This is a genomic window from Fibrobacter sp. UWB4 (genome assembly GCF_002210345.1).
GTDB lineage: Bacteria > Fibrobacterota > Fibrobacteria > Fibrobacterales > Fibrobacteraceae > Fibrobacter.
This window is the reverse complement of the sequence record NZ_MWQI01000003.1, coordinates 11,040-27,927: the sequence shown is the minus strand read 5'-3', so window position 1 is coordinate 27,927 and position 16,888 is coordinate 11,040. Positions and strand designations below refer to the sequence as shown.

15 protein-coding genes are annotated in these 16,888 nt (G+C 49.5%); 2 read left to right on the top strand and 13 right to left on the bottom strand.

Features of this window, described 5'->3' with window-relative positions:
- Positions 1–16: 16 nt before the first annotated feature.
- The 7 genes from ptsP to B7990_RS06850 all read right to left on the bottom strand — a co-directional run bounded on the left by ptsP (position 17) and on the right by B7990_RS06850 (position 7,920).
- Positions 17–1,855: a phosphoenolpyruvate--protein phosphotransferase gene (ptsP, locus tag B7990_RS06880; RefSeq protein WP_088640275.1), complete on the bottom strand. Its 1,839-nt coding sequence runs from the start codon at positions 1,853–1,855 to the stop codon at positions 17–19.
- Positions 1,827–2,099, bottom strand: coding sequence for an HPr family phosphocarrier protein (locus tag B7990_RS06875; protein WP_072829670.1), 273 nt, complete (start codon positions 2,097–2,099; stop codon positions 1,827–1,829). The genes ptsP and B7990_RS06875 overlap by 29 nt, the downstream gene beginning before the upstream one ends.
- A gap of 7 nt (positions 2,100–2,106) precedes the next feature.
- Positions 2,107–3,027, bottom strand: coding sequence for an MlaD family protein (locus B7990_RS06870; RefSeq protein WP_088640274.1), 921 nt, complete (start codon positions 3,025–3,027; stop codon positions 2,107–2,109).
- Between the two features lie 230 nt (positions 3,028–3,257).
- Positions 3,258–3,914 (bottom strand): RNA methyltransferase, encoded by a 657-nt coding sequence (locus B7990_RS06865; RefSeq protein WP_088640273.1) that lies wholly within the window; start codon positions 3,912–3,914, stop codon positions 3,258–3,260.
- Between the two features lie 3 nt (positions 3,915–3,917).
- Entirely contained in the window at positions 3,918–4,991 is a 1,074-nt protein-coding gene (locus B7990_RS06860; protein WP_088640272.1) for a hypothetical protein, read from the bottom strand.
- Positions 4,992–5,011: 20 nt separating this feature from the next.
- Positions 5,012–6,532 carry a pitrilysin family protein gene (locus tag B7990_RS06855; protein ID WP_088640271.1) on the bottom strand — a complete coding sequence of 507 codons (1,521 nt, stop codon included), beginning with the start codon at positions 6,530–6,532 and terminating at the stop codon, positions 5,012–5,014.
- Between the two features lie 359 nt (positions 6,533–6,891).
- Positions 6,892–7,920, bottom strand: a complete 1,029-nt coding sequence (locus B7990_RS06850; protein WP_088640270.1) for a VWA domain-containing protein — start codon at positions 7,918–7,920, stop codon at positions 6,892–6,894.
- Between the two features lie 260 nt (positions 7,921–8,180).
- Here B7990_RS06850 and B7990_RS06845 point away from each other — a divergent pair, with 260 nt between their 5' ends.
- Positions 8,181–9,353 (top strand): GGDEF domain-containing protein, encoded by a 1,173-nt coding sequence (locus tag B7990_RS06845; RefSeq protein WP_088640269.1) that lies wholly within the window; start codon positions 8,181–8,183, stop codon positions 9,351–9,353.
- 99 nt (positions 9,354–9,452) lie between these two features.
- Here the strand turns inward: B7990_RS06845 and B7990_RS06840 are convergent, their stop codons facing one another.
- The 4 genes from B7990_RS06840 to B7990_RS06825 all read right to left on the bottom strand — a co-directional run bounded on the left by B7990_RS06840 (position 9,453) and on the right by B7990_RS06825 (position 12,387).
- Positions 9,453–10,556, bottom strand: coding sequence for a VWA domain-containing protein (locus B7990_RS06840; protein WP_088640268.1), 1,104 nt, complete (start codon positions 10,554–10,556; stop codon positions 9,453–9,455).
- 181 nt (positions 10,557–10,737) lie between these two features.
- On the bottom strand, positions 10,738–11,058 hold the full coding sequence (locus B7990_RS06835) for an AzlD domain-containing protein (RefSeq protein ID WP_088640267.1): 321 nt from the start codon (positions 11,056–11,058) through the stop codon (positions 10,738–10,740).
- Positions 11,055–11,765: an AzlC family ABC transporter permease gene (locus B7990_RS06830; RefSeq protein ID WP_088640266.1), complete on the bottom strand. Its 711-nt coding sequence runs from the start codon at positions 11,763–11,765 to the stop codon at positions 11,055–11,057. The genes B7990_RS06835 and B7990_RS06830 overlap by 4 nt, the downstream gene beginning before the upstream one ends.
- Positions 11,766–11,943: 178 nt before the next feature.
- Positions 11,944–12,387 carry a hypothetical protein gene (locus tag B7990_RS06825; RefSeq protein ID WP_088640265.1) on the bottom strand — a complete coding sequence of 148 codons (444 nt, stop codon included), beginning with the start codon at positions 12,385–12,387 and terminating at the stop codon, positions 11,944–11,946.
- Between the two features lie 96 nt (positions 12,388–12,483).
- Between B7990_RS06825 and mltG the strand changes: the two genes are divergently transcribed.
- A complete protein-coding gene (gene mltG / locus B7990_RS06820; protein ID WP_254917374.1) occupies positions 12,484–13,497 on the top strand; it encodes an endolytic transglycosylase MltG in 1,014 nt (337 codons plus the stop codon).
- A 136-nt stretch (positions 13,498–13,633) separates the two neighbouring features.
- Here mltG and B7990_RS06815 read toward each other — a convergent pair whose 3' ends face one another.
- Together B7990_RS06815 and B7990_RS06810 are read right to left on the bottom strand one after the other, a co-directional pair.
- Positions 13,634–15,904 carry a patatin-like phospholipase family protein gene (locus B7990_RS06815; protein WP_088640263.1) on the bottom strand — a complete coding sequence of 757 codons (2,271 nt, stop codon included), beginning with the start codon at positions 15,902–15,904 and terminating at the stop codon, positions 13,634–13,636.
- On the bottom strand, positions 15,876–16,883 hold the full coding sequence (locus tag B7990_RS06810; RefSeq protein ID WP_088640262.1) for an ATPase, T2SS/T4P/T4SS family: 1,008 nt from the start codon (positions 16,881–16,883) through the stop codon (positions 15,876–15,878). Before B7990_RS06810 ends, B7990_RS06815 begins: the two co-directional genes overlap by 29 nt.
- Positions 16,884–16,888: the final 5 nt, after the last annotated feature.

Genomic DNA, 16,888 nt, shown 5'->3' with positions numbered 1-16,888 from the left:
AGCAAACCAAAATGTTTTATTTTTCAACCTGTCCCACAAAACCAGATATACCGAGTTCCATGATCGTTTGTGCATACTTTTTATGCAAAAACTCATTTACGCTCTCGGCATCATCCATTTGCAGGACCGTCAACGCCGTTTCACGAACATCTTCAAAGTTGATGGAACGAATAATCTTCTTCGTGGTCATGACGCTCCACGGAGTCATCGAAAGTTCATCGACACCAAGCCCGACAAGCAAAAGTACACTCATCGGGTCTGTACACATTTCACCGCAGACTGCAACCGGAATTCCTTCGCGATGCGCAGCCACCACAGTCTGGTAAATCATGCTCAGCACAGACGGATGATGCGGCTGGAACATATTCGTAATAAGTTCGTTCGTACGGTCAACAGCAAGCGTGAACTGGATCAAGTCATTTGTACCCAAGCTAAAGAAGTCCACTTCCTTAGCAAGCTTGTCCACAATCATCACAGCCGCAGGGACTTCGATCATCGAACCAATTTTCACGACAGGGAGTTTATGGCCTTCATCCTCAAGCTGTTTACGAGCCTTGGCAATGCACGCCTTTGCGCGTCTAAGTTCCGTCATGCTCGAAATCATCGGCAAAAGGATACGCAAGTTGCCTTTAGTATTGGCAAGCAAAAGAGCGCGCAGCTGCGTAATGAAGATGTCTTCACGGTCAAGGCACACGCGAATCGAACGCCAACCCATAAACGGGTTTGATTCGTTCACCGCAGAAACTCCCGAAACAAGCTTGTCGCCACCCGCATCAAGCGTACGAATCACGACCGGATACGGATCCATTTTTTCAAGAATATGCCTGTAAGCGCTTTCCTGTTCCTTTTCAGTCGGAGTATCCTTTTTAAAGAACAGGAATTCCGAACGGTAAAGGCCAATACCCGTAGCGCCAAAGTCCGTTACCTTATCTGCTTCCGTCGGAATTTCGATATTCGCATGCAACACAATGTACTTGCCATCGCGAGTCATCGGTTCCAGCTGGCGCATCGTAAAAAGTTCACGGCGCTGGCGTTCGAACATTTCCTGGCGTTCATGGAACTTGCGGATATCCTCTTCGTTCGGGTTGATGATAACTTTACCATCAGCACCATCGACGATAATCGTATCGCCGCTTTTCACAAGGGCTGCAACGTTCCTAAGGCCGGACACAGCAGGAATCTGAAGCGCTCTAGACAAGATCGCAACATGGCTCGTGCGGCCACCCGTATCCATCACGATGGCGTTAACTTGTCCAGGCTTGAGAGTCATCAGGAAGCTTGGAACAAACTCATGAGCCACAAGGACAATGCCTTCTTCGTCAGACACGTCCTCCAATACAGGTCCGGAGTCGTCCATTGCAGACATCAGGCGGTTATACAGGTCCCTAAGGTCTGCCGCCTTATCGCGCATAGCGGGCGAGTCAATTTTTTCAAACTTTTCGATGTATGCGTTAAACACGACATGCACCGCCCACTTCGCATTCTTGTGCTTTTTTCTGATCTTGTCGAGGACGCCGTTAACAAGTCCCGGATCCTGCAAAATCATCAAGTGGGTCGCAAAGATCAGGCTGTCCTTGATGCCTGCTCTAGTCTCTGAAATTTCCTTAATCTGAGCAATTTCTTTGGAGGTCTTACTGATCGCCTTCAAAAACATTTGTTCTTCCGCAGCAAGACGGCTCTCCGGAAGCGTTTCATCTACTACAGAAAATTCACGGTTTGCAACAGGGAACACCGTCCCCATAGCAAAGCCTGGGGAAGACGGCACACCGACAAGTTCGGTCCTCGGAGATTTCCGGGAAGACTCATCGGGAGCTTTTGCCACAAAATCAGCAGGGTTCTTCGTTGAAGTGGTCATCAAAAAGCTTTTCCAACTGCTGAACGACTAACTCTTCATCCTCGCCATCGATTTCGAATTTCACTTCGGAACCAGCCGGGATAGCAAGCATCATCACATTAAGGATGCTCTTCGCATTGGCCTTGGACCCATCAAATACAATGGACACGTCGCTTTTGGCCTGACCCGTGATATCAACAATCATACCGGCCGGACGAGCATGGATGCCCAGTTTGTTGGAAACAGTAAATAACTTTGTAATCATCAATTCCTCAGAAAAAATCCACATTTATATCAAGGCCATCCTGGAGGATGATCTTGAACAGACTGTCCGCAGAATGTACCGTCTTGACAAGATCGTCGTGCAGCTGTCTATCATTCAGCAAGATACCAACGGTATTGTCCTTCGAATCCATCTTAGCCTGCACTTTCGCGATCAGACCATCCAAGTGCCTGGTGACACCTTCCAGTTCAGAGATAAGCTGGTTGGCATTTCCCATAACCTTGTCCGTCCCGGCAAAGAGGCCGTTGATCGGTTCCTTGACGCCATCAACAAGTTCGTTCACCTTGACGGTCACCTTGTTCAAGTTCGCAAGGCTCTTCTTGAGCTGCGGATCAGTCGTTACCACAAGCGACATCAGGCGATCTTCAAGATTTTCGGCCTTCACGAGGAGCGTCTTGAAGCGGTCCTGAAAATCCGGGTTGGCAATCGTCCCGTTCAAGGCAGTCTTTACCGCTTCCAGAAGCACCTTCGTCGAATCACAAACTTCACCGGCAAGGCCAAGCGCTTCGGCAATGCCCGCATCGAACTGGCCCGTGATTGTATCGCCCGGCACATAGTATTCTTCAGAATCGCCGAGAATCATGCCAATCTGGCGTTCGCCCATGATGCCGATATTCTGAACACGAATTTCTGAATCCTTCGGGATTTTCACGTTCGATTTAAGGCGAACCGTCACAACAACGCGGTGCCCCGCAAGTTCGATGGATTCAACGCGACCAAGTTTAACACCATTGATCTTGACAGGGTCATCCAAGACAAGCGTACTCACCTGCGTAAAGCGCAAATGGTACACATCAAAAGTTTCACGCAGATCCTTCTCGTTCAAGAAAATCATGCCAAATATCAAAATGAAAATGGCCAAAAGAACGACAAGTCCGACAGAGAAATATAAAGCGGTATTCTTTTTCATCCTAAAAACAATCTAGCATATTTTGCGATTGGCATTGGAGGCGTATAAAAAAATAAGGGAAGAATCAAGTTACTAGTTCCGAGTTACTAGTTACTGAGGTTGCTTCGCAACAGTTGTGAGTTCCAAGTTACTAGTTACTAGAGAATTTCATATCAAGAATTCTAGTAACTACTAACTATTAACTAGTAACTGTGCCGAAGGCACTTAGTAACTAACGAGCGGTAAAGCCGCTACCCTTCAACCCTCACGATGGGGCTGTTCGTCTCGATGCCGTTCACATGGCGGTCCAGCCAGTCGAGCAACAAGGCGTCCCTTTCCGCCTGCGGGAGCGCAAACTTTTCACGGCCCTCTTTCTGCATGAACACGTCAAGATAAGTCATCAACACGCCACCAGCAACAGAGACGTTCATCGATTCCGTAATGCCGTACTGCGGGAGCTTAAATTCATAGTCCGCATGGGCAAGCGTATCCGGGTGGTTTCCATGGAACTCGCTGCCCAGGTAGAAAGCCATCGGCTGGCTCAAATCCAGGTCAAGCACGGAGTTCGTCGTATTCGTGCTAGCAACAGCAATCTTGTAACCCTTTTCGCGAAGCTTTTCCATGCAGAGCATGCGCTTCTTGTACAGATAAAGGCTCATCCACTTGTAGGAACCCTTCAATATAGACTTGTTCACGCTGTAGGCATTGTCTTCTTCAATGATGTGAACATCCTGGAGACCAAATACTTCGGCGGTGCGAATCACGGCAGAAATATTGTGCGGGTCAAACAAATCTTCAAGCACCATGCAGAAATGACGCGTACGGCGATTCACAACAGAAGTCAGGAGTTCGCGGCGGCGTTCCGTAACACGAGCAAGTAAAGTTTCCAAATCCTTAGGTTCACTCATTTTCTAGTCCTTTTTTATAAAAGTATTTGCCTTGATTTCAGCGGGTTCTTCCTTAGGTTCCGCAGGCTTGGCCGGCTGAGGCTTCGGGGTGCTGAGTTCCATCCGGGAACGTTCGAGACGTTCAGCATCGCCCAGTTTCCAGGAGCCGCCGGACACGACCTTGTCAAACTCTGCTATATGGCGCTGATTTTCAGGCGTTTTCAATTTTTCATTTGTCTTAAGCGGTTTTCTGTTTCCGTTGTAGAACATCGATGCAGCCTTCTTGATATCGTTCACGACATCATCGATCTTCGAGTTCACAACGCTCTTGAAGACGCGCATCTGCATGATGGAATTCAGCACAGAATTGCCCGGGAACACAACCGCAGTAAGTTTGTACTTAAGTTTCCGGGGCGCAACCAGGTCCATATCCAGATAGGCAATGGCCGTACCCTTCAAGGACCACTTCAAAATCTCAGCATAGCCATATCCAAAGAACATGTTGCGAAGCATCGTCTTTGCGCCAGCGCTATCCTGCAAAGCCCAGTAGAAATCGCCAGAAAGCCCATGACCGTTACCGCCCGAGAAATAGCGACGATTCATGCTATTGTACTCCAGCGTATATTCAGACTCCAGATATGCGTTAATCAAGTCTGCCGTAAACGGCATGTTATCGAACAAGAACGTAATTTCGTTGACTTCGAGCGGAAGCGTTCCTTCGCTTTCGTAGATAGCCCTATACTGGCGCCCCAGACGCATAAAGACTTCCGTCATCATGGGTGCCTTGATATCCGTCGAGAAGCCGCGCTTTACAATCTCCTTGTACGGAGCGCAGAATTCATTATTGTACTCGATCTTTTGCCAAGGCTTCAGTTCGGCTTCGGTGCAAGCTTCGTACTTGATGCCAAGACACTTGTTCATTCCTGCACAGAACGAGCGCATGTCGTCATCTTTGTTGTGCATTTTCACCAGAAGCTGCCGACGAGAGACCTCCGATACAGGAACGCTTTTGGCCGCATACGACAGAGAAGAGCCCAGTACGAGCACAACAGCAACGCACACGCCCATAAATGAAACCAGCAAACTCTTACTCTGCATAAAGGCCTCCCTCTTAAAGGTTACCTGAACTCAAGACTGTCCAGGGGAACTACTGTAAACGGTTTCAGCGAATCGAACATGGCTACAGGGCCAACAATCGAAATCGTCATTTTCTCCTTATCAAAATACTTAGCGATCATCGCCTTGACCTGTTCTGCCGTCACCGCATTGATTTCTGTCACATAATCTATATAATGATTATCCGTTTTGCCAAGAAGTTCGCCCTTCGCAAAGATAGATGCCGTCGATGCAGGAGAATCAAACAGGCTCGGCAAGCTCTCCACCAGGGATTTTTTCGCCTGCACGAGTTCTTCGGGAGTCGGGCCTTCCTTCGCAAGCTTCTCCACTTCCTCAAAAATGAGCTTCATGGCAAAATCTACCGTTTCGACCTTCGTCTGAAGCGCAATCGTCGTCATCGCCGTATCGCGGTAGTCGTTACCCACGGTGCTATAGACACTATAGGCAAGGCCTTCATCGCTACGGACACGGTTCATGAGCCTGGAACTAAAGCTGCCACCGCCGAGAATAAAGCTAGCCACCGCTGTCGGATAATAATCCGGATGCGGACGTTTCACAAACGGCTGGTTCATCGTAATGTTTGCCTGCGTGATATCCTTATCGACCACATAGACGCCAGGCTTCCTGGCAAAAGCAAGCGGTTCTGGCTTCGGACGTTCCGCCTTCGGCTTTTCAACATTCCAGTCCGCAAAGAACTGCTTGAGCACGGTCACCGCAGAATCCCGGTCCACATCGCCAGCGAGAGCAAAGACAATACGCTTGGAAGAGAACACGCCCTTGGCAAGGCGTTTCACGTCAGCGGCAGTCACCGCCTTGTACTCGGCGGAATTGGCATCCCAGAGTCTCGGGTTCGGCGCATAGTTCACCTTGGACTTAAGGGCAGACAGCACCTTCGCAGGCGTTTCATAACGGCGCTCGTATGCAGTCACAAAATTCGCCTTGACGATTTCAAGCTGAGTCTTGTCGAATGAAGGATCCGTAAGCACCTTCTTCGAAAGTTCAAGCATCGAAGGGAAATCCTTCGAAAGGCAATTGATGTCGAAAGCCGAAAGATAGGTGCCAACGCTCGTCGAAATCGATGCACTGACAAATTCCAGGGAATCCTCAAGTACATGCGGCGTAATGCCACCGCCTGCACCACGACGGATCATGGAACCGACCATTTCAAAAGCAGCCTCGTCCTTCAAGACCTGCGGCAAATTGCTTTCTTCAAAATAGACCGTAAAATCCACAAGCGGAAGCGAGTTGTCGCTCACAATGTAACCGGTAATGCCATCGGCGATTTCTACCCGAAAATCTTTCGGATACGGAGCAACATACTTGTATTCCGGGAATCCAATCTTGCTATAGTGTTCCGGCAAGTCGCTCACGGCAACAAAAGCCGAACTAGAACTTTCCGTAGCGGATGCATACATATCCGGAACATGTTTAACATGAGATGCTTTTTTAGGCATCATGGAACATGACGTCAAAGCCACCAAAGCCGCAAAGGCCGCAGCAGGGATCAAATAATTCGTTTTCATCAAGTAGAAAATAGCAAACTAATTAGGAACATTCCAAAATAGACCAATCAATTTAAGGTTTATCGTACCCCATTCTGCAAATAGACATATATTAATAATTGAGCCTTCCTAGTGGCCACAACACGCGTAGTAAGCCAACCTCCGGCTTCCGCACAGTTCTCCAGTCGAGACACAGCCCCACCAGGAAGGCTTCTTCAATCCCTCCTATGAAAAAGACCCGACGCGAGCGCGCCGGGCCTTTTTTCATTTCCACTCTATGTCATTCCCGCCTTGAGCGGGAATCTCCTTCTTAAAATTGAAAATGCCCGCAATTCATGCGGGCAAGACATATCTAATGACTAATAACCATTGATCAGCAACTAGCTAAAACGTCCATTGAGCTGCTTGCGGCGGCGTCCGCGTTCCGAGATAACAGCCTCGATCAGGAAAAGGAGAGCGGCAAGCCCGAGGAAAATCTGGTAGCGGTCCTGGTAATTTTCCATACGGTCACTGCTCTGGTCCTTCTTTTCAAGTGTCGAAATTTCGGTCAGGACCTTTTGCAACTGGAACTCGCCAGGGCTTGCGTAAAAATAAAGTGCGCCCGTCACATTTGCAATTTCCTGTAGCGTCCCTTCTTCAAGGCGGGTTGTCACGATGTTCCCTTGCATGTCCTTCTTGTAGACGCTACCGCCGTTCTTATCCTTGAGCGGTATAGGCACTCCTTCGCGAGACCCAATGCCAATCGTATAAATCTTGATGCCGAGTTCAGCCGCTTCCTTCGCCGCATTGACCGCAGCAGCCTCAAGCTCTTCGCCATCGCTCATGAGAATCATCACGGAATGCTGGCTTACGCCGCCGGAATTTTTGAACAAAGTCATACCCTTGCGGATGGCGCTTTCCAGGTTTGTACCCGGCATGAGCCACCCCGGAGTGAGTTCGCGGAGCACCATCTGCACGGTCCCGTAATCAAGAGTAAGGGGCACCATCACCTGGGCTTCACCGCTAAACGCCACAAGGCCCACTCGGTCTCCCGTCAGCGATTCAAGGAATGCCGAAATCTCGTGACGGCTACGCACCAGGCGGTTCGGTTTCACATCCTCAGCAAGCATCGACAAGGAAACATCCTGCAAAAGCACGAGATCCTGGCCACGGCGCTCCACATGTTCCATTTTACGGCCCCACTGCGGACGGGCGAGCGCCACAAACAAAAATGCAATGGCAAGGAGCAGCAACAAGACCTTAGTCAGGCGCCTCCACGGCGAGACACTCGTAGAAAGTTTAGAAAGCATCGAAAGCGAAACAAAGCGGGCCGCAAGCTTCTTGCGACGATGATACGCATAGACAAACAAAAGCGCAAACAGAGGCAGAGTAAAAAGGCCCCACAAAAAATTCGGTTCGGCAAATCTCATTATCTACTCCAGTAAAACATCTTGCATCAGCAAGCACCAAGAATATACAAAAGTGCAAAGGAAAAAGTTAGCTGTTGGTTATTAGTAGTTAGTCATTAGTCTTTAGTTATTAGCCTTTAGTCAGGTGCCTACGACGCGATTCTAAGAACTATTGACCATAGACCAACAACCATTGACTAAGTTCAAAATTCTTTTCATAAGCTCATCATACGAAAAGCTTTCAAATAGTTATATTTCAAGTTAAGGTTTAGGTTGCGAGAATGTCCTACATAGGTTTAATAGAAATTAACGTCATCTGTATAGTAGTACTTCTTATTACACTACTACAGTTCAAGGATAGTATCCTCAGGCACCTCGAAGAACGCATTCTCGGCTTTACCATCATCGACACCATCATTTACATCGTGCTGAGTACAGTCACGAAAATGCTGTATTCGGTCCACGTGCAAAGCGATCTTTATTCAAGCAACCAGAAAATCTGCGTTATTTACGCCGTCATGTATGCATTAAGCTTGAGTTCGTCGCTCCTACTTGCCCAGCTGTGGTTTTCCTTTATATTCCTCCGCATACGCAAGAGCATCTATTCTTACAAGCACTTGTTTCCGCTGTTCTCGACACCTAGCATCATCGGTATATTCATCTGCATCGGCATCAGCATTTACGGATTTACAAACGACTGCCATACGACGTCGCTCCAGTTCAAAAGGCTTATGCCGTTCCTTATCGGGCTGAACTTCATCTACATTATCGCGACCATGGTTCTTGGCATCCAGCATGCCATCGTGCAAAAAAATTCAACCAACCGAAAAGAAGCGTTCTATCTCTCATTTATAGCCCTTGTACCGAGCAGCGCATGCATCCTTCAGTGCTTCATCCCGGACATCCCGCTCACCGACCCGATTTTCGCGCTTACGCTCCTGCACGTCTATGTCACACTGTTGAAGTACAGAATCACATCGGACCCGCTGACTAACGTAAACAACAAGATCCGACTGATAGACTATCTCCAGTACATCACGCAACATCAGGATCCAAGCAAGCGACTGTTCTTCCTGGTTATGGAAGTAGACTACTTTAAGGCTATCGTACGCAACTTTGGTTACGAAATGTCCGACCGCGTGATCGCGGACCTGGCTTCATTTTTCAAGCGACAGTGCCGAGGGCAAAACGCATTCCTGGCCAGAACGGGTGAAAACCAGTTTGTGATCGTCATGGAACGCGATGAAGTTTCTGAAATTGAATCGTTCTGCCAAAAGCTTGTACGCGATTGCGACCGCGACAGCATGCAGTCTGACATCATGACAGCCTGGAAAATTTCTTTCAGCCTCCACTACGCTGAAATTTCGAACATTTCCACAAGCAACATTTCCCAGTTCTTCGCGGAAGCCAAAAAGAACTGCTACAAGCCCGAAACCCCGGCACCGAAAGAGTAAATTAGACGAGAGACGAAAGGCGAAAGAAAAATACAACACAGCTTCGCCACTACCCACTCTCGTCTGTAGGACCTCAGGTCCGTTCTCTCGTCTATATAATCACGGGATTCTCACGAATCTGGTGTTCGCGAGGATGAGTTCCAGCAAAATGAGGAGTGCACCGACCAGGAGCCACGGGTAGAACTTTTCGGCATAGCGGGCATAAGCGATCGTCTCGATTTCCGTCTTTTCGAGTTCATCGATTTCAGAATAAATCTTTTCAAGTTCGGCCTTGTTTTCGGCACGGTAGAAACGCCCACCCGTCTTTGACGCAATCGCCTTGAGAACGCCTTCGTCAATGCCTTCCTCAGGCGTGATGTCGCGTTCGCCCCAGGAGATTTCTCCCGTCCACGGGTTCTGCTGGAACGAAAGAATCTTGCCAGACTTTTTGCCGACGCCGACTGTATAAACCTTTACACCCAGGGACTTTGCCACTTCGGCGGCGCGCACCGGCGGGACGACACTCGCGTTATCGCGACCATCAGTCAAAAGAATCACCACGCGAGACTTGGCGTCGGACATCTTGAGCCTTGCAAGGGCGTTCATAAGCCCATCGCCAATAGCGGTCCTGTTATTCACAAGCGTATCGCGAGCGAGGTCGTCACTAGCCTTCAGGATTTCGAGCAGGGAACCGTAATCCATCGTGAGCGGACACTGCGTAAACGAGCGGGCACCAAAAGCCGAAAGACCAATGCGGTCGCTATGGCGCTTGCCAATGAATTCGGCAATCACGTCCTGCGCGTAGCCCAGGCGGCTGAACTTCCAGTATTCGCCGCGTTTCAAGAATTTTTCAGCATTCATCGTACCAAGCTTTGCCTGTTCGGTGCGGGTAAGCATGTCAAGCGTACCCATCGATCCCGAAACGTCAAGCGCAAGCATGATATCAACGCCATCGGTCGAAGTGTATTCGACTTCCATCGCATTCTGCGGGCGGGCAAGCGCCACAACAAAGCAAACAAGGGCCGCCAAACGAAGAGCCGGGACGATATGCCTAAACTTTACACGACGGCTCGGCACAGCCTTCTTTGCAAGCGCGAGCGCCGGGAACTTGATCGTGCTCTTGCGACGCTGCTGACGGTAAACATAAAGCGCAATCAACAGCGGAACGAACAACAACAGCCAAAAGGCTTCGGGATTTTGAAAATGAAGGGTTCCAATATCCATTTCAGCTCCAAAATAACGAAAAACGGTAAATTACACGCAAGAATATACAATTTAGCGAATGCAGAAAACCGCATTTCAATAAAAAATAAATGTTAAAAGGCTTGAACTTAGTTACTAGTTAATAGTTAGTAGTTACTAGAGATTGCGATATAAACATTTCTAGTAACTCTTAACTTCAAACTCACAGAAGCATGAGTCCGTCAACGCCAAGAACGGTAAGGCACGAAACCGCAGCAACGGTCACGAGGCCACCGCCGAGGAGCGAAGCGACCACGGCAGCAAAAAGCGCGCAGGCGCCCGTCAAACGACTATCCGTCGCAAAGAAGATGGCAGGCACGGTCATCGCACTGAGCACAGTGTATGGCACGTAAGCGAGGAACGAACTCCAGAACACGCTCTTGAGCTTCTTGCGCAGCAAAATGAACGGCACAGCACGCAAGAAGAGCGTCACGCCAGCCATTACGAGCAAGTAAATCAGGTAAGTCTGCATGTCGATATTCATTTGGCCTCCTCGTCATCATCATTGACGTTTGCCATCGGGAAGAACCACGCCGCAACAAAGGACGCCACAAGCGCACAAATGATAATCGCAAAACCGACAGACACGCCGCTCAGCGGCGGGAAGAACTTGAACGCACAGCTAAGCGCAACAGCAATCACGACAGCGAAAACCGTCGGGCCATGCACCTTCATCTGCGGCACCACAATCGCAACAAACATGCCATAAAGCGCAACGCCAAGGGCGTTTGTCACTATTGCCGGGAGAATTTCACCGCAGATCGCGCCGACCATCGTCCCAAGCGACCAGCCAATGTAAGGGAGCGTCGAAAGCCCAAGGAAGTATATCGGCGTCACGCGCTTCTGCGACATCGCCACCGCAAAAATCTCGTCCGTGATGCCCGTCGCAAGCAAAAGGCGCTTCACCGTACCAAAATCGGGCGAAACCTTCTGGGACAGGGAAATTGCCATCAGCGAATAGCGGAGGTTAATAAAGAACGTCGCAAGCGCCATCTCGATAAACGTGCCGGCGGCATCTGCCATGATCTGGAGTCCTGCAAACTGACCTGCCGAGGTCAAGTTCGTCATGGATATAAGCGTCACAAGCGGCCACGAAAAGATCTTCGAGCCTGCAATACCAAAAGAGAACGAGACGGCAAAGTAGCCAAGCCCAATCGGGGAACCGTCTTTTAAACCCTTCAAATAACTCATGGGCGCAAAGATAGTATTTTTAGGCGGCTCGCGGGGAATTTATGCAAATATTTAAATACATGCAAAAATTGTAGGGAGTACGAAGTTACACAAGACACCAAGCAAAAGGCGCAGTTTACCACATAAAAAAAGCCCGCAGCGTTAAGCCACGGGTCAAACATTCTGAAATGTTCAACAACTAGTTTTCGCCGTTGCGCATTTCCATCGTTTCACGGTCCATCGTGTGCTGCAAGTATTCCTTGAAGTCACGGTCGATGTTCACACCGTCAAAGTCGATGTCGTCGTTTTCCAACACGAACACGGCGCTCGGGTTATCGAGCCAGCCCACAATGTCCACGTCTTCCAACTTCATGGACTTGTCGCCAGCCTTCTGGGCAACGTATTCAACCTTGGACTTCGGAACCCAGCCCTGACCGCAGCTACCCTTCACGAGGACTTCGGTATCAGCTTCCTTCAAGACCGTCAGTTCGTCGTTAAAGCCAGCCGTGCAGACAACGGAGCCACCATCTTTTTCTTTGGTGAGTTCCACATCGCCCAGCTTGGACTTAACCTTCTTGGCTGCAAAAGAAGAAGCAACCAGCAAAGCGAAGGCGACAAACATAATTTTTTTCATCATTTTCATAGCGAATCCTCAAAACAAGGGAAATATTCAACAATGCTATACGAATATACCTTTTATTTTGCCAATCCGTTGCATTTTCTTTTAAATTTTTACGCAATGAAGAAGATTTTTTCAATTACCGCCATCATCCTCGTTCTAACTGCTGTTTTTGCGTATTTCCACGTAAATCAACGGTTGAGCGCCGTTTCACTCAACGAAAATACCGTCATTTTGGAGATTCCAAAAGGCAGTTCCCCTACAAAAGTTTTACAAATTTTACAAGCGAAAGGGATCTGGAAAGACGATTTTGCATTCACTTTATGGTGCAAATTGAATAAGCCAGCCCTCAAAGCGGGTTTTTACGAGGTCCCCGCCCACCAGACACTCGATGAACTTGCCGAACTGTTCGAAAGCGGAAAGAATGCAGTCCGAAAGGTGACCATCCCCGAAGGTCGAGCCTCCTGGGAAATCCCGGCCTACCTCCAGAAGAGCTTCCCGGACCTCGACACGGCCCGTTGGAACAAACTAGTCCAGGACCCGAAGTTCGCCCGATCGCTCGGCATCGAAGGGAACTCGCTCGAAGGCTATCTGCTGCCAGACACCTACCCCTTCGCCATCAACTCCGACGAAGAATCCATACTGCGACAGATGGTCGCCGCAAACTTCAAGGTGCGCGACGAGATGAAAGCACGTAAAAGCCCCATGTGGGATAAACTCAAAAACTGGCACCGGGTGTTGACACTTGCAAGCGTAGTCGAAGAAGAAACTGGCATTCCAGACGAGCGACCGCTGATTGCTGGCGTATTCCACAACAGACTGGACATCGGTATGCCGCTCGGGGCAGACCCGACGGTGCGGTTCATCTTCAAGAACTTGACAGGCCCTATCTACAAGAGCCAGTTGAATAGCGACAGTCCGTACAACACCCGCAAGTTCCCGGGACTCATGCCTGGACCTATTTCAAATCCAGGCCGCAAGGCGATAGAAGCAACGCTTTTCCCGGCGAAGACGGAAGCCCTTTACTTTGTTGCAAAAGACGACGGTTCGCACACGCATTTCTTCAGCACGAATCTCGCCGACCACAACAAGTACAAGGATGTCGCCGCCAAGAACCGCGGCGAGAAGAAATAAGTTTAACCTCAAGAATTGACTGGATGGGGCAAGCCCCAACTCCTTGGCTCGGTCATGCCCATGCAAGCATGGTCGCGACACTCGCCTTTTGAGTTGTCTTCGCTGCGCTCAGGATGACGCAGCCTACATTAGTACATTAGAACAGATTATAATCACCGATACGGATAAAGTATCTGTAATTCTTAAAATCCTTCACATCGCCAAAGGTCTCCGTATCGACAATGCGATTCAGTCCAGCGTAAATCGTAAACGACCGATATTGATAGCGGAGAGCAGGCTCAAACACAAACTTGTTTGAATTCAACCGTGCGGTTGACTTGTCCTCGAAATCGTGTATATACGCAAACGAAAGCCAGGCGCCAAATCCATGGCGATGAACGCCGCCGTTCACGCGAATCATCGCATACCCATGCGTCGAAAGCTCCGGGTCAAGCCAATCTTCAGACCATGGCGTTGGCGTCACATGCAAGCGATAGCGGTCTTCCATCGCTGTATTTCCAAAGTTTTCAGGGAACTTAAAACGCCCCCCATCTCGGAACGCATCCAGCCCAACAGCGGCCCCAACAGTCACCGAGGAATGTGGCGTCGGCGCATAGGAAAAGCGCCCATCCAAAGCGTACGTTCCATAGATTGGCCCTCTCTGATGGAAGCCGTAGCCAATCAAGTTTAAGCCCAGATACGCATTCGCAGCGAATCCCTTTGACGCAAACCAGTCGTCATCTTCACCGTTCAACAAAGAATAGCGAACGCTCTGCGTTACAGGACTCGTCTCGTAGTTGGAACTCGAATTCTGAAAATCATCGTCATCGTCAAAAAAGTCCATTTCAGGCAACGCAAGCGGAGACAGTTCAAACTCGCGGCTTCCAAACAAGAACTTCAGCTCGATAGACTGCATTTTATCAAAGGCATACCTTGCCGACAAAAAGAGATCGTTGCGCTTTTCGTATTCAAAACGGTTTTCTTCGTAAACATTATCGTTTTCAAAAGCCTTTAGAATACGAAGCTTCATCAAGTCATAGCCAAAGCGGAATTTCCAGCGATAGCTGATCAAGTTCGAAAGTTCAAGGCGCGGCCTAAAGCCATAAGACGAAGTCCCATAAAAGCCAGCAAGCTTCAAATTTATTTCCATCTGGTTTACGTAATTTAGGGTCACCTCGCCATAGGCGTTCGCCCCATTAACATTGGAGCCAAAACCGCCTGCGGCCACATCCAGCGTCGGATGGACCCCTACATCAATCAAAAGACATCCATCAGGCTGCATGCTGAACGAGATGGTATCATAAGGAGCCTTAGACGCGATAGAATAGGCAAAATTGACCGGGGCTGTAAAGCCGGTATCCTTGGGATTCCAGTAAGACAGGACCGATGAATGATGTTCTGCAGAAAGGCTATCAAACATCGGATTAAATTCAAACCACGCTTCGGATTTTTGCTTATCGCCATATTCCCTGCGACCATCGACAGTAGGAATAATATCGCGCAGGCTACGTTCCACCGCCGAAAAGCCCGCCTGGATCATGGACTTGCGAGACGTATCGCGAATAGAATGAGACCTTATAAAGATGCCCTGATCCACAAGCATCGACAAAACATTTTTCTTGATGGTACGCGTTTCCGCATTTCCATCAACATCAAATCGGACAGGATCGGCAACGACAATCAGCGAAGCCTCTTGCTGATTTTTTGTCTGCGGGAGAGCCAAATACGGACAGAGTTCTCCAGATTTTTCATGCCCAGAAAGCGGTAGCGAACTTACAATATCTGCATACGAAGGATTTCCCACAACGCTATCGCACGTGAGAAGCGTAAAGGGAATACGGTAAGTCCCATGCTGGCGGTAAAGGGATTCTTCAAAACGGAGGCGAGAAAGCGAGCGTTCAATGGAAGCGGTATCAGGGACAAGCGCATGCATGCTCCGATAAACACGCCCAGCCGTATCGGCATAGAACGAAAATCTCTGACGGAGCGAAGGAACTCCATCCAGCGAAACCGGGAGCTTAAACGCGTCATGTTCCGTCTTTGCATGGATCGCATTGACCCCTAAATAATCAGCAATGTACGAATCGAGCATCAAGCGCTGGATATCGTCTATCGAGACGCCAAGCGACCACAAAGCCCCCATCCAGGCGCCCCACGATGTAGCCACGATGGAATCGACAGGGATCTTGTATTCTTCCAATGCATACAGGACACCCAGATGAAACCACGGGGAGCGCTCGCCACCGCCCAGGTAAAGCACAGTCTTAGTCTTCTTGGCCTGGAGTGAATCAGGCACCAGCTGCATGGCGCTCAAAAGCGTTTCATCAGCAGAATGCTCCGCCTGCACAGGCGCCACATAAACGGAGGCAACAAACGCCACCGTCACAAGAAGTGATTTTTTAAGCCAGCCGAGCGGGATTGGAAACATACCTACCTGCCTCTTCGGCAGTCACATAGCCAGAGCGAACAAATTCAGCTAGGCAATCGTCCATCAAAAGCATTCCTTCGGATGCGGAGGAGGCCATAACGGATGGAAGCTTGAATTGTTCACCACTGCGAATGTGAGCAGCCACGTTTTGCGTGTTAAAAAGGATTTCCCAGGCCGAAACGGCGCCACCGTTTTCAGCGGCCGAGGGCAAAAGTCTCTGCACGACAACAGCCTTGAGAGCTGCAGCAAGCATTGTACGGACAAGGTCTCGATTTTCAGGAGTAGCAGCAGAAAGGAGAGCGTCAATAACGCCAACGGTGTTACCTGCCGTCACGTTCATGACCACCAAGGCGCCCGATTCTGCGGCACGTAAAATGGAAATCAACGACGAGCCGTCAAAATCGCCAAGCCAGAAAAGATCTGTTCCGCTGCGAAGGCCCTGCTCCAGCTTTTCGGAGGTCGAACCGACCGTGTTCACGAGCTTTAAGCTTTCGCCCGTTTTCACAGGCAGCTCACGACCTTCGTCCAGATCGCAGAACCGCAAAATGCTAGAACTGCACAAAGCCGAGACATAAGACACCGCAGAGACCGTTTTCCCGGAGCACGCTGGCCCTGCAAAAATCACGAGACCGGAACTGAGACCAAGCAAGCTATCGAGGGCAGTAGGTGCGCCAAGCGCCGTAAATTCCGGACATTCGGCCATAAGCGGGCGAAATATTGCCGCATTGCCATGCGCTTCGCGGAAGTACTTCACGCGCCACCTGGTGTTCACCCAAGGACCTCCGACAAACGTTCCCGATTCGCCATCAAGCGCGCCTAAAAATTCAAGCAGAGAACCAAACGGGAGTGATGAAGATTCCGGAACTGCACAGACGCGGCCTGCAAAGCGGACCGCCGAAGGAGCGCCCTCGGTCACAATCAATTCGCTCGCCCCGATGTTCAAGGCGTATTCCAAAAGAGATTCAATTTCTGATGCCATGATGA

Coding starts and splice junctions, on each gene's coding strand:
- B7990_RS06855 (WP_088640271.1), bottom strand. CDS start 6,532: ATGAAAACGAATTATTTGATCCCTGCTGCGGCCTTTGCGGCTTTGGTG.
- B7990_RS06825 (WP_088640265.1), bottom strand. CDS start 12,387: ATGAAAATGATGAAAAAAATTATGTTTGTCGCCTTCGCTTTGCTGGTT.
- B7990_RS06830 (WP_088640266.1), bottom strand. CDS start 11,765: ATGAGTTATTTGAAGGGTTTAAAAGACGGTTCCCCGATTGGGCTTGGC.
- B7990_RS06845 (WP_088640269.1), top strand. CDS start 8,181: ATGTCCTACATAGGTTTAATAGAAATTAACGTCATCTGTATAGTAGTA.
- B7990_RS06850 (WP_088640270.1), bottom strand. CDS start 7,920: ATGAGATTTGCCGAACCGAATTTTTTGTGGGGCCTTTTTACTCTGCCT.
- B7990_RS06835 (WP_088640267.1), bottom strand. CDS start 11,058: ATGAATATCGACATGCAGACTTACCTGATTTACTTGCTCGTAATGGCT.
- ptsP (WP_088640275.1), bottom strand. CDS start 1,855: ATGACCACTTCAACGAAGAACCCTGCTGATTTTGTGGCAAAAGCTCCC.
- B7990_RS06860 (WP_088640272.1), bottom strand. CDS start 4,991: ATGCAGAGTAAGAGTTTGCTGGTTTCATTTATGGGCGTGTGCGTTGCT.
- B7990_RS06810 (WP_088640262.1), bottom strand. CDS start 16,883: ATGGCATCAGAAATTGAATCTCTTTTGGAATACGCCTTGAACATCGGG.
- B7990_RS06870 (WP_088640274.1), bottom strand. CDS start 3,027: ATGAAAAAGAATACCGCTTTATATTTCTCTGTCGGACTTGTCGTTCTT.
- B7990_RS06875 (WP_072829670.1), bottom strand. CDS start 2,099: ATGATTACAAAGTTATTTACTGTTTCCAACAAACTGGGCATCCATGCT.
- B7990_RS06865 (WP_088640273.1), bottom strand. CDS start 3,914: ATGAGTGAACCTAAGGATTTGGAAACTTTACTTGCTCGTGTTACGGAA.
- mltG (WP_254917374.1), top strand. CDS start 12,484: ATGAAGAAGATTTTTTCAATTACCGCCATCATCCTCGTTCTAACTGCT.
- B7990_RS06840 (WP_088640268.1), bottom strand. CDS start 10,556: ATGGATATTGGAACCCTTCATTTTCAAAATCCCGAAGCCTTTTGGCTG.
- B7990_RS06815 (WP_088640263.1), bottom strand. CDS start 15,904: ATGTTTCCAATCCCGCTCGGCTGGCTTAAAAAATCACTTCTTGTGACG.